The sequence below is a fragment of the Paenibacillus pinistramenti genome (genome assembly GCF_005869875.1).
GTDB classification, from domain to species: domain Bacteria; phylum Bacillota; class Bacilli; order Paenibacillales; family Paenibacillaceae; genus Fontibacillus; species Fontibacillus pinistramenti.
The window spans coordinates 154,599-167,211 of the sequence record NZ_VAWG01000001.1; the positions used below are offsets into that span (position 1 = coordinate 154,599).

The following is a 12,613-nucleotide window of genomic DNA, read 5'->3' on the forward strand; positions in this document are numbered from 1 at the left end:
TTAATAGAAAAGACAGGATTAACGGCGTTCCTGAGGTCCGCCAACAAAGGCCGTTTCGGCTGTATCCAGGCCATAAGCCGTATGCAGCGCACGAACAACCTCGTTCAATTTCTCACGGTCGATGACGCAGGAGGTCTTTATCTCCGAGGTGCTGACCATCTTGATATTGACGCCCTGCTTCGAAATTACGTCAAACATTTGGGCGGCAACACCCGGATGGCTGACCATGCCGGCGCCAACGATGGATACTTTAACAAGATCCTCTTCCGAGGTAGCTTCACGGTAAGGCACCTCGCCGCGAATGCTTGCGATGACATCAAGCGCTTTTTGCCGTTCGGCAAGTGTTACGGTAAAGGAGAAATCCGCTTCACCGTTCTGCCCGCCGTTCTGGACAATGATATCGACATTGACTTGAGACTGGGCAAGCGCGCCGAACACTTTAGCGAGTACGCCAGGCACGTGCTGAACGCCCATAAGCGTAATTCTCGCTACATTTTTATCGTAAGCAATACCGCTGACTACAACACCTTGTTCCATAATGGCCTCCTCTTTAACAACCGTTCCTTCATTTTTATTAAAGCTGGAGCGAACCACCAGCTTGACTTGATGATGTTTGGCATATTCAACCGCTCTCGGGTGCAGGACTGCGGCACCCAGGTTGGCAAGCTCAAGCATCTCGTCATAAGAGATTTCGCTCAGCTTGCGCGCGCAGTTTACAATGCGGGGATCTGTGGAATAAATACCGTCAACATCGGTATAGATTTCGCACACGTCCGCCTTAATCGCAGCTGCGAGAGCAACGGCCGTCGTATCGGAACCGCCTCTGCCCAAAGTCGTAATTTCCTGATCTTCGCTCATTCCCTGGAATCCTGCAACCACAACAATGTTACCTTCGTCCAGAGACTTCAGGACACGCTCCGGATAAATGTCGTTAATGCGTGCATTCCCGTGGACAGGTTCCGTACGGAACCCGGCCTGCCAGCCGGTATAAGATACGGCTTTGCCTCCAAAACTGTGAATGGCAATGGACAACAAAGCGATAGAAATCTGTTCCCCGGTTGTCATCAGCATATCCATTTCTCTTGCCGGAGGATTAGGATTCAGCAGCTTCGCCCGGTCGATCAAATCATCCGTCGTATCTCCCATAGCGGACACTACGACTACACAGCGATGGCCCTCTTCTTGTTTCTCCATAACACGTTTTGCTACGCGCTGCATCCGCTCAATATCCCCAACGGAGCTCCCGCCGAACTTCATGACGTATAATGCCAAAACATTCACTCCCATTTCGCTCTTTAAAAATCTGACTTCCGCTGTAAATTTACCGCTTTAACTCATTATCATAGGAAAGCCGGGCCCGGAAGTCAATCATTTTATTGTTAGTCCAATTTTGCAAAAAAATCCTCCACCAAGCGGTGGAGGAATGGTTCCGCCGCTTTCAGCGGCAAACCCGCAGCCGCCTGTAGGCCAGCTGCGGAGAAGCAGAATGTATTAAGCGCGGGAAATATATTTTCCTTCGCGAGTATCGATCAGAAGCACATCATCTTCGTTAATGAAGAGTGGAACTTGAACATTCAGACCTGTTTCGAGTTTAGCATTTTTCGTAGCACCGGTTGCCGTGTTGCCTTTGATGCCCGGCTCCGTCTCAACAACTTTAAGCTCAACGCTCATTGGCATGTTGACACCCAAAATTTCGCCCTGGTAGCTGACGATTTTCACATTCATGTTCTCTTTCAGGAAGTTGAGTTCCCACTCCAGCTGATCAGATGTCAGCGTGAATTGGTCGTAAGTTTCATTATCCATAAATGTATGTTCTTGAGCGCTGGCATACAGATATTGTACGTCACGGTTCTCGATTTGTGCACGGCCGATATTTTCACCCGCACGGAAAGTACGCTCAACTGTATTGCCGTTGCGGAGGTTTTTCATTTTCGTACGGACAAATGCCGCACCTTTACCTGGTTTAACGTGTTGGAAGTCAATAATGGTAAAGATATCTCCTTCCACTTCTACTGTAAGGCCTGTCTTCAAATCGTTTACTGAAATCACAAAATAACCTCCTCAAAATAGTTGCAGCTAAATAAAATATTACTTATTTTAAAACTCAATACTCTGCTTATAAACAGAGCAGGTTTACAAAATAATCAAGTCCTTGGTGGATTCGGTTAACCGGCGGACGCCCGTTTCCGTAACCACAACATCATCCTCGATCCGCACGCCGCCAAAGCCCGGAATATATATTCCCGGCTCGACCGTAACAACCATGCCTGGCTGAAGCACTGTGTCGCTTACCTTGGACAGATTAGGCGCCTCGTGAACTTCCATGCCCAGTCCATGACCCGTACTGTGGCCGAACTGTTCGCCGTATCCATAACGAGTAATGACATCCCGTGCCAGCGCATCCGCTTCGCGTCCGGTCATGCCCGGCCGAAGCTGCTCAATCGTGTGAAGCTGAGCCTCCAGAACAATATTGTAAATTTCACGCTGTTTGTCGTTTGGCGTGCCTACCATCACTGTTCTCGTAATGTCGGAGCAATACCCCTTATACAATGCGCCGAAATCCATCGTCAGCAGTTCACCTGAGCCCAGAAGCTTGGAGCTGGCTGTACCATGAGGGAGGGCCGAACGTTCTCCTGAAGCAAAAATCGTATCGAAGGAAGCAGCCGAAGCCCCGTTCCTGCGCATAAAGAATTCAAGCTCAAGCGCGCCTTCCAGCTCGGACATGCCCGGTTTAATGACTTCCAGCATATGCATGAAGGTACGGTCGGCCAGATCGGCGGCTTCCTTCATTACAGCAAGCTCTTCGTCATCCTTGAACATGCGGATTTCTTCCACAAGCCCGCTGGCAGGAATCAATTCAACCGGTTTCAATGAGGCTTCATATTTGCCGTACATGGAATAAGACATCAGTTCATTCTCGAATCCGAGGCGTTTCACGTTCGCGGCTTCAAGAAGACCCTTAATAATATCCAGCGTATCCTGACGGTGCTCTTCAACGATCTCAAAGCCGGCAGCCTGCTGGGGAGCCTGAGTCATGTACCGGAAATCGGTAAGCAAATAAGCTTTCTCTGCTGTAATCAGCACATAACCAGCGGAACCGGTAAAGCCCGTCAAATATCGGCGGTTAATCGGACTAGCTATAAACAGTCCGTCCAAATTACGTTCAAGAAGCGCTTCGCGCACCCTGCTTACACGTTTATTAGCCATCATCATTTCTCCTTATGGCCTGCTGATAGATGCCGGTGAAGCGCAGCAAGTCCCCATTCATAACTGGCAGCGCCAAAACCGGCAATCTGACCGACAGCCACTGGCGCGATCACCGAGGTATGGCGGAAGGCTTCGCGCGCATGAATGTTGGACATATGTACTTCGACCACCGGAATATGTACCGTCTGCAGGGCATCCCGCAAACTGTAGCTGTAATGGGTCAATGCTCCCGGATTCAGCAGGATTCCGTCAATGTTCCCAAAGGCCGCATGGATGCGGTCGATCAGGGCTCCTTCGTGATTAGACTGAAAAAAAGAGAGTTCAAGGTCCCACTCCCCTGCCAGTTCTGTCAGTCTGGATTCAATGTCGGCGAGCGTCGAGGAACCGTAAATTCCAGGCTCCCTAATGCCTAGCATGTTTAAATTAGGACCGTTCAGCACCAAAATCCGGTTCATTGCTGCTCTCTCCTTTTCCTTCTAAAACAACCAGAATCCATTTTACCATAGGACAGATAGAGTTGAGAAGTAGCAGTTTCCCTTAGGCCAGCGCGTGTTTAGGCTCCCTGAGGCGGTCGTCCGTATATTCAATTGCAGCCGTATATCCGATAAACAGTCCCCACAGCAGATACAGGCAGAATTCGCTGATCAAGGTCGTCCAGCCCAGATTTCGGAGCGGAAGCGTCAGGGAAAACAAAGGGGACAGCACGAAGAACACGATTGCCCACCACCATATCCCGTAGAGCATGCCGGGCCATGGGCCTCTCAGCTTTCGGAGCAGCAGGGTGTACAGAAATGAAGCTATCATGGAAAACACGATAAAAAACAGCCAGCCTATATAGTAACCCGGCTGGGTCTTTAAGAAGCTGTTCCTGAAGAACGGCTCGGCTAAATACCCCGGCACAACGACTGTAAACCGCATAAAATAGAAGAAACCGTGGACAGCCCCCCAAATAACGCCGGCAAAAAAGCCAAGCTCCAGCGAAAACCAGATAAAATTCGTGTGTGGCTGCTCCTGGACAACCCGGTTATTATTGCCTTGATTTTGTTTAGTCATATTATCCCTTCCCTTCTTTGCCTGCAGCTTCCTGATTTGGATCGCACTTTAGTATGGCCAATAGTATGACCCATTTCGATTAACCTAATCCAATCTGGTATTTAAGCCCGAGATTCGATACAATAAAGAAACCGGATCCCTCTGAAAAATTAAGGAATCCGTGACGATTTAAGTCTTTTTCTTATTTATCTTTATTACAATAGGGAAGGTGAAGTTGTGCCGAAAACAGAGAATCCGGTCATCTATGGCGGCCAAGCCGTTATGGAAGGCGTAATGTTCGGCGGCAAGCACGTTAATGTAACCGCCGTCCGCCGGAAGAGCGGTGAAATAACCTTTCTGGAGGTTCCAAGAGAGGACAAGGGATGGGTGAAATCGCTCCGCAAAATCCCGCTTATCAGAGGTATTGTCAGTATCATGGATTCCAGCGCGAAAGGCTCCAAGCATTTGAATTATTCAGCCGAAGCCATGGCGGATGACAGCATGGAGCCTGAAGAACGCGCCAAACAGAAGGAAAAAGAAGAGTCTTCATGGTCCCTCAGTATGATTGTCGGAGTAACGATCGCGGGAATTCTTTCCTTTATCTTCGGCAAGCTGGTCTTCACCTTGGTACCTGCGGTGCTTGAGGATCTGTTGTTTGAACGGATTGTTAATAACCGCGTTCTGGATACCCTCATTGAAGGCATTATCAAAATTGTGCTGCTGCTCGGTTATCTGTGGATCATTTCGCTGACCCCGGTCGTGAAACGGCTGTTCCAATATCACGGTGCGGAGCATAAAGTTATTACTGCATATGAGAATGGCGAAGAGCTTACTCCGGATAATGTGCAGAAATACAGCCGCCTGCATTACCGCTGCGGCAGCAGTTTTATTATTCTGACGGTGATTGTCGGCATCATCGTATATTCTTTTTTCCATTGGGATAATATTTGGGAAAGAATGTACATCCGTGTTCTGCTTCTTCCTGTGGTTATCGGCTTGTCGTTTGAGCTTCTGAAATTCACGAACTCGGTCCGCGATATCCCGCTGCTGCGCTTTCTCGGCTATCCCGGGCTTTGGCTGCAGCTTCTGACAACAAAAGAACCGACGAATGATCAGGTTGAAGTGTCCATCGCCTCCTTTAACCGGATGCGCGAGCTTGACGCCCAGCTTGAACGCCAAACGGCAAACAGCGTCGTTCCTGAAGGTACATCACTTGATCCCGTGAAAGGGTGATCCACATGAGAAGGCATTCGATTATTTTCTGGACGGTTATGGTACTGGCTGCGGCTGGTCTTGTGAACACGCTGCTCAGCAACTGGATATCGTTTGTCATTCCTGCAGCATTGATAATTCTGGTGTTTGTGCTTTATAAATACCCGCCAAAGCGGTTTCGCAGAGGGCCAAAGATTAAACCTTCTGCGCGTACAGCGGCAAAGATGGCGGCTTCCCAGCGCCGTCCTTCCTCTGCTTCACGTTCTGCCGGCGACGGCAAGCGGAAGCATTATCCTTTTCAAGTTATTGACGGACAGAAAGGGAAGAACGACGGGGATGTGCCGAAGTTTCATTAAGGCCGGTTCTACTGAGGCCGGATTAAAGGCTGGTATTTGAGGAACTGTGTTTCGTAGTGTGTCAGATCCCAATTGTTAAAGAACGTATTGCCTGCGCTTACGCCTGATGCGTAAAGCCGCAGGCTTTCTTCTTTTTCAAGGTTAAATTGGGTGGTTCCAACTCCAAGCGTAGGAATTTTGATGGTGCGGTACCGTTTGGATTGTTCGATATAGCGCTCATCATGAGCCGAAAGCATGGTCTCGACAATCGCCTCCAGCATGGTGAAAGGCCCTTTTATTTTATGGGGCTTGCCTGAGGTTTCGCCGACCATCTGAAAGCCGACGGTGGGGATCTTCTTGACTCCGTCCTGCATCTTCTCCTGGTCAAACAGCCATAAGGGCAGGTTGCTGAGCACACCGCCATCCACGACATGGATAAACTGCTCCGCGAAGGATTTGTTCTTTCTGTATCTATGACCCAAACGCAGCATCACCGGCTCGAAGAAGTATGGAATGCTGCAGCTCATTCTCACAGCTCTGGCGATTTCGAAATCCCCGGGATGAATCCCGAGCTGCGGGAGATCATCCGGGAGAACGAGAATTTTGCCGTTGGTGATATCCGAAGCGACAATCGACAGTTTGCCGGGCTGTAAATCGTTAAACGTCCTTATCCCTTTCTGCAGCAAAGCTGCGCGGACCCAGGCCTCCAGCTCTTCTCCGGAATATAGGCCTTTCTTCAATATCACTCTGAGCGCAGGGCCAATCAGAAGTACATTAAACAATGAGGAACGTTTCAGAAATTGGCTGAAGGAAGTGCCCATGATGATGTCTCTTAATTCATCGGCTGTATACCCTGCTGCAAGCAAAGCCGCCACAATAGAACCTGAAGAAGTACCTGCAACCCTGTGAAATAGAACTCCGTTCTGCTCTGCTGCCTTAATCGCGCCCGCCAGCGAAATGCCCTTCACACCGCCGCCCTGAAACACACCGTTTATAAGCACGCAAAAACAGCCCCCATCCTTATACCAGCTATGCCATTTGGCTATTGCTTATGTATGAGGAACAGAGGCTGTCCTATTCGAATTCCTGTTAAATCAATTAAAAATTGTAATAATTGTATGAGTTCAATTTACACCGTAGTACGCCTTAAGCAAATCAGTCAAGCCGAGCGGGCTCGCCAGAAGACTGCTGGACCGGTAGAAAATGCTGCCCTGAATCTGGCTGAACTGCTCGTTATATTTCAGCTGGTCAATCAGCTCTTGGGCTGACTGCCAGCCTTTCTCGGGCGAGCTGATCTTATAAGGTGCCATCCCGATATACAGGTTCACACCTGTACCGTTTACCTCGTTGGCCCACCAGCTTACCACTTTGTCGTAAGGAGCGGCCGCCGTATCAAAGCTCCAATACACCTGCGGAGCAATATAGTCGATATACCGTCCTAGAATCCAGGTTCTGGCATCCGCATATTCCGTATCGTACGCTGAGCGGCCAGATGTTGCCGAGCCGGTAGGGTCGGTGGACTGGTTGCGCCAGATGCCGGAAGGGCTGATCCCGAACGCAAGCTGCGGCTTGGCACTGTGAACCGCTGAACCAAGATCATGCACAAAGGTATTAATATTGCTGCGGCGCCAGTCCGCCTTGGTCTTGAAGCCTCCGGTATTATAAGCTTTAAACGCCGCACTGTCGTCAAATGGGTTGGAAGTGGTTTCATCCGAAGGATAAAAATAATCATCCAAATGGACGCCGTCGATGTCGTAGTTGTTAACGACCTCCATAATGACGTCTATAATATGCTGCCTTGCATCCGGAATGCCCGGATTAAGGAACAGCTTCCCGCTTTCTTTGACGATCCAGGCTGGATGCTCCCTGGCAACGCTGGCTGCCGCAAGCTTGCTGGTATCCGTTCCGCTGGTTGTCACCCGGAAGGGATTAAACCACGCATGAAACTCCATGCCGCGTTTGTGCGCTTCCTCAATCATAAAGGCAAGCGGGTCGTAACCCGGATCCTTGCCCGGCGTTCCGGTGAGCACCTGCGACCAAGGGACAAGCGAAGAAGGATAAAGCGCATCAGCTGACGGCCTTACCTGCACAAATACAGCATTAATCCCTTCCGCCTGCAGTTTATCCAGCTGGGCAGTGAATTCCTGCTTCTGCTTCGATTCGTTGCCGCGTGAGGCACTGCTTGGCCAATCCAGATTGGATACGGATGCGATCCATGCCCCTCGCAGCGAATTACTTGCTGCTAGTTCATCTGAAGTACCTGAAGAGCCCGAAGAATTTGAAGAACCGCTTGTCCAGCCGGGGGAAGTCAGCGTAATCACCCGGGTCGTTTGATTCCAGTTCACGTTCAAGCCAAGCTCTTCACTGACAAAGCGCAGCGGCACCATAGTCCGGCCGGAGACGGACTGCAGCGCTACATCAAGCGTTGCCGTGCTTCCCCCGACTATTGCCGTCCGGCTTCCCAAGGTCAATACGATCGTTGTTCCGGACTGACTGATGGTAACCTTCTTCTCGGTCCCGTTCCACTGCACGGAAGCCCCGATCCCGTCTGATATGACTCTAAGCGGCACAAGCGTGGTGTTTGACTTGATATAGGGCGCAACCTCGCTTGTTAACAGCATGCCGTCCAGCTTCATCGTGATCGGCGTATCAGACGCTGCCGCTGGCTTATCTGCCATTCCCGTTACCGAAATCATAAGCAGCAGGAGTGACAAAGCCATAAGTGCTTTCTTCCAGAAAATCATCTCCGTTCCTCCCCGTTATCTTTTTACCTATCTCTCTCTGATGTGCTCCTCGTCATCTGCTTCTGCGGCGGTCCGGATTCCGGATTGAAACATTTAAGGCACCTGCCGCAGGACAGATGCCTAATTACGAACCACTGATCATTTCATTATGGAAAGATTGAAGCGCTTCGAGCCGATTCTTGTCCCTGCGGAAAAACTCCACCAAGGTTTCAATACAGGTAATGGAATCCCAGCTCAAATGATGCTCTATGCCTTCAACATCTTTATAAATATTCTCTTCCTGTACGCCGATCATCTCCAGGAATTCCTCCAGCAGAGCATGACGGTCAACAAGCCGTTTGCCTACTTTCTTGCCTTTGCTTGTCAGCACGAGCCCCCGGTATTTCTCGTAAATCAGGTACTCGTCTTTGTCCAGCTTCTGGATCATTTTTGTTACGGACGAAGGATGAACCTCCAGACCTTCCGCGATATCGGAGACTCTGGCGTAGCCTTTCTCGTCAATCAGCTTGTAGATGCGCTCCAAGTAATCTTCCATGCTGGGCGTTGGCATCCTGCTTCCCTCTTTTCTTAAGTTAAACGGCCTCAGGCCGGCACTCACACTATTGTTAATGATACATGTTTCTGCAACTTCTTGGCAAGTCCTGCCGGGGTTTGGACAGGGTTTGCTCATATTTCCACGGTTCGCAGCAAGCCGATTTCATCATACTAACAGAAGGCCGACCTCAGGCCCGGAAGGCCGCCTAGACTTCTCAATCCCTACCAGGAAAGGATGATTCTGATGCCGACTGCCGCTCCGGAACGGCCAGCCAAGCCGGTTAAAGCAACAGCCCCGTTTATCCCCGACTTTGTCTATTTTGAACCTGACGCGCTGGAATATCCGAAAGGCCAAAGAATAATGAAATGGGTAGAGGAACAAGGCATTCCCTACAAACTGACACCCTCTCACAACCGGATCACAGGACTCAAGGGCGATACCGAGCTCGAAAAATATAAAAACGCCAAAAGAACGCTTGTGGTAGGTGTCCGAAAAACATTAAAGTTTGATCAGTCCAAGCCTTCGGCGGAGTATGCAATACCGATTTCGACCGGCTGCATGGGCCACTGCCATTATTGTTATCTGCAAACAACGCTTGGGGCCAAGCCCTATATCCGGGTATACGTAAATACCAATGAAATTTTGTCAGCGGCAAAAGCGTATATTGATGAGCGCAGCCCTGAAATCACCCGGTTTGAGGCTGCCTGTACCTCCGACCCTGTAGGGCTTGAGCACATCACCGGCTCGCTGCAGGAGCTGATCGAATTTATGGCCGGCGAAGAGTTAGGCAGGCTGCGGTTTGTCACCAAATTTCACCATGTCGAGCCGCTGCTGGGCCTGAATCACAACGGGCACACACGCATCCGCTTCAGCGTGAATTCGGACTATGTAATCCGCAGCTTCGAGCCCGCCACTTCGCGGTTTGAGGAACGGATCGAGGCAGCCGCCAAAATCGCCCGGGCCGGCTATCCGCTCGGCTTTATCATCGCTCCAATCATCTGGTATGACGGATGGGAGACCGGGTATGCGGAGCTGCTGCAGAAGCTTGCTGCCGCTCTGCCCAAAGAGGACTTGAAGGATCTGACCTTTGAGATGATCCAGCACCGTTTTACCAAGACAGCCAAGAGAGTCATTGAAGAGCGCTACCCTAAAACCAAGCTGGACCTCGATATGGAGAAGAGGAAGAAGAAATGGGGCCGGTACGGCCAATATAAATATGTATATCCCGATGAGCAGCAAACGGTGCTGCGGGAATTTATTACGGAGCAGATTTTTGAGCATTTTCCGGCGGCCAAAATTGATTATTTTACCTGAACCATCTGTACTCATCAAGAGCTCATCAAAAAATAAGGAAATCAGGCGTGATGCGCTGCAGCCAAATCGTGATGCCTGTCAGCCGCCCGCTGAATAACAGGAGCCCCATCAGCACCATGAGCGTGCCGCCGGCCTTCATGATCCAGCCTGTATGCCGGGTAAGCCTGCTGACGGAACCCACATAGAAGGCAAACAGAAAGAAAGGAACTGCAAACCCTGCCGTATACGCTGTAATCAGCTTGAGCCAAGCGGCAGGTTCACTTGCAGCAAGCGCAACCACCCCGGCCAGAATCGGCCCCACGCAGGGAGACCAGCCGGCAGCAAATCCGATACCAAGCAGGAAAGATCCGAAATACCCGGCAAGCCTCTTCCTCCCCCAGCCCGGCTTCCATTCCATCTGCATCAGCCTTAGGCGTATGACCCCAATCAAGAATAAGCCCATAAGGATCATGACCAGCCCAGATGCCTGCCTCAGCCAGACCTTATATTCGTGAAACAGCTCTCCTACCGCCCCTGCCCCATAACCCAGCGAATAAAAGACAACCGAAAAACCCGCGATAAATATAGACGTGTGCAGCATCACTCTTGCCCGGTTGCTTGATTCGTTCATGCCCTGCTTTAAGGTCTGAAAGGACAGGCCCGTGATATACGAAATAAAGGAAGGATACAGCGGCAGGCAGCACGGCGATACAAAAGACAGCGCCCCCGCCGCAAAGGCAGCCCCAATATGAATATGGTCTAAATGAATATGATCTAAATAAATTTGATCCGTATAAATGGAATCCATCCGCTTGGCTCCTCTCTCAAGCTCTCCCATTTACTATATCTCGCCGGGAGCGGAATCATGTCCAGATCATCAGAAACAGGTCCAGATTATCAGAAACAGGTCCAGATCATCAAAGATTATTCTCCAGCAAAAAAAGACAGATGCTCTGCATGGATTCTTCCAGCAGAACACTGTCTTAAGTTGGATACGATCAAAGCCTTTGCCCAAAGCCATTGATTTATTCTGTTGCGGTTACTGCTCCTGTTTCTGTTGCGGTTGTCTCTGTCGCTGTTTCTGTTGTTTCTGTTGTTTCTGTTGCTGTATCGGAATCAGATGATTCCTCGGTTTCCTCATAAATAATGACACACTGCGTTTCCGGTTCATACTCTACGGCAGCGCCAAGCGCCTCAGACACAAACCGGACAGGAATGAGGGTTGATCCACTTTCAGCAATGGCTTCCGTATCCATCAGGACCGTTTCTCCATTAACGTAAGCTTTCTTGCTGTTCAAATACAGCTTCACGCTAACGCCGTTCCGGGTCAGGATCACGGATTTGTCTTCAGCATTGTAGGTGACTTCCGCACCTAAGGCTTCGGCGATCGTCCGGAAGGATACCAGCGTGTTCCCGCCTCTGAATACCGGTGTGCTCGTGTACTGCTCCCCATTTACAAATAGAACAGCCCCTGACTTCAATCCGGCTTTTTTCATCAGCTGTCCCAGCTTCTTGTAGCCCTTAATATCGCTGATATCGGCAAGAACGACCTCCTGCTGTACATAAACTGCATCGGTAACGCTGCCTGCTTCGTCCAACAGATCGGCAGCCGACTTCAGCGCCTCCGTGGAATCAACGATTTGTTCAAGCTCTGCCTTCATTTCAGGCGTCAATTCTGCACCATATTGAGTGAGCAAAAGGTTCGCCAGAACCGCTCCCGCGGATTCGTCCTGTACATTTTGAACCGCCTTCAATAGTCCTTTGTAGCCATGTCCTTTGTATGTAGCTGATGTTACTGTTTCGGTTTGTTCTTCATTCTCTGATCCATTATCCTCGTGCTTGCCTTTCTTCTGCTTCTCTTCTGTTCCTTCTGTTCCTTCTGTTCCTTCTGTTCCTTTTGTTCCTTCTGCTGCTGCAGCCTTCTCCTGTTTGTCCGATGGATTAACGTCCTGCCGTTTCACAGAAGATTCAGCAGCCTTACTCTTGCTTGATCCTTGTCCTCCTTTTCCCGCATTATCGGGTTTTGACGCTGAAGCACCCCCTGCCAGACTTACAGCCAACAAGCAAGCCAGAATCAATGTCCAAGTTTTCTTCATGTATTTACCTCCTATGATGTGCTGAGGGCTTTAAGGCTTTACCCTAATATATCGGCAGCGGAAGCCTTGTTTATTAGAACGTGAATACTTGAAAAATCAAGCCGGTTCAGGCTTCGCACTCACGCCCCGGATCATCCTTTACTGCTTGAAAAAAAAGAG

Annotated in this window: 13 protein-coding genes; 3 read left to right on the forward strand and 10 right to left on the reverse strand. The window is 50.0% G+C overall.

The genetic code is table 11. The features are described 5' to 3' along the window. Nucleotides 1-18 precede the first annotated feature (18 nt). The 5 genes from FCN15_RS00810 to FCN15_RS00830 all read right to left on the reverse strand — a co-directional run bounded on the left by FCN15_RS00810 (nt 19) and on the right by FCN15_RS00830 (nt 4,260). Entirely contained in the window at nt 19-1,272 is a 1,254-nt protein-coding gene (locus FCN15_RS00810) for an aspartate kinase (RefSeq protein ID WP_138493045.1), read from the reverse strand. 219 nt (nt 1,273-1,491) lie between these two features. Continuing rightward, the gene (efp, locus tag FCN15_RS00815) at nt 1,492-2,049 is read right to left on the reverse strand and encodes an elongation factor P (protein WP_138493046.1); all 558 of its coding nucleotides are present in this window, start codon (nt 2,047-2,049) and stop codon (nt 1,492-1,494) included. 84 nt (nt 2,050-2,133) lie between these two features. Next, complete coding sequence (locus tag FCN15_RS00820) at nt 2,134-3,207, reverse strand: M24 family metallopeptidase (RefSeq protein ID WP_138493047.1); 1,074 nt, start codon at nt 3,205-3,207, stop codon at nt 2,134-2,136. Between the two features lie 2 nt (nt 3,208-3,209). Further along, nucleotides 3,210-3,662 (reverse strand): type II 3-dehydroquinate dehydratase, encoded by a 453-nt coding sequence (gene aroQ, locus FCN15_RS00825; protein WP_138493048.1) that lies wholly within the window; start codon nt 3,660-3,662, stop codon nt 3,210-3,212. An 82-nt stretch (nt 3,663-3,744) separates the two neighbouring features. After that, nucleotides 3,745-4,260, reverse strand: coding sequence for a YqhR family membrane protein (locus FCN15_RS00830; RefSeq protein WP_138493049.1), 516 nt, complete (start codon nt 4,258-4,260; stop codon nt 3,745-3,747). Between the two features lie 216 nt (nt 4,261-4,476). On the opposite strand from FCN15_RS00830, the gene FCN15_RS00835 reads away from it, so the two are divergent. Both FCN15_RS00835 and FCN15_RS00840 read left to right on the forward strand, forming a co-directional pair. After that, nucleotides 4,477-5,472: a DUF1385 domain-containing protein gene (locus FCN15_RS00835; RefSeq protein WP_138493050.1), complete on the forward strand. Its 996-nt coding sequence runs from the start codon at nt 4,477-4,479 to the stop codon at nt 5,470-5,472. 5 nt (nt 5,473-5,477) lie between these two features. Next, nucleotides 5,478-5,807, forward strand: coding sequence for a hypothetical protein (locus FCN15_RS00840; RefSeq protein WP_138493051.1), 330 nt, complete (start codon nt 5,478-5,480; stop codon nt 5,805-5,807). A gap of 8 nt (nt 5,808-5,815) precedes the next feature. Here the strand turns inward: FCN15_RS00840 and FCN15_RS00845 are convergent, their stop codons facing one another. The 3 genes from FCN15_RS00845 to mntR form a co-directional block, all read right to left on the reverse strand. After that, on the reverse strand, nt 5,816-6,787 hold the full coding sequence (locus FCN15_RS00845; RefSeq protein ID WP_138493052.1) for a patatin-like phospholipase family protein: 972 nt from the start codon (nt 6,785-6,787) through the stop codon (nt 5,816-5,818). Nucleotides 6,788-6,910: 123 nt separating this feature from the next. Then, a complete protein-coding gene (locus FCN15_RS00850) occupies nt 6,911-8,530 on the reverse strand; it encodes a family 10 glycosylhydrolase (RefSeq protein WP_138493053.1) in 1,620 nt (539 codons plus the stop codon). Between the two features lie 124 nt (nt 8,531-8,654). Beyond that, on the reverse strand, nt 8,655-9,080 hold the full coding sequence (mntR, locus tag FCN15_RS00855) for a transcriptional regulator MntR (RefSeq protein WP_138493054.1): 426 nt from the start codon (nt 9,078-9,080) through the stop codon (nt 8,655-8,657). Between the two features lie 228 nt (nt 9,081-9,308). Between mntR and splB the strand changes: the two genes are divergently transcribed. Continuing rightward, nucleotides 9,309-10,379, forward strand: coding sequence for a spore photoproduct lyase (gene splB, locus FCN15_RS00860; RefSeq protein ID WP_138493055.1), 1,071 nt, complete (start codon nt 9,309-9,311; stop codon nt 10,377-10,379). 25 nt (nt 10,380-10,404) lie between these two features. On the opposite strand, the gene FCN15_RS00865 is transcribed toward splB, so the two are convergent. Together FCN15_RS00865 and FCN15_RS00870 are read right to left on the reverse strand one after the other, a co-directional pair. Continuing rightward, nucleotides 10,405-11,166 carry a cytochrome c biogenesis CcdA family protein gene (locus FCN15_RS00865; RefSeq protein ID WP_138493056.1) on the reverse strand — a complete coding sequence of 254 codons (762 nt, stop codon included), beginning with the start codon at nt 11,164-11,166 and terminating at the stop codon, nt 10,405-10,407. 217 nt (nt 11,167-11,383) lie between these two features. Then, on the reverse strand, nt 11,384-12,454 hold the full coding sequence (locus tag FCN15_RS00870) for a copper amine oxidase N-terminal domain-containing protein (RefSeq protein WP_138493057.1): 1,071 nt from the start codon (nt 12,452-12,454) through the stop codon (nt 11,384-11,386). Nucleotides 12,455-12,613 lie beyond the last annotated feature (159 nt).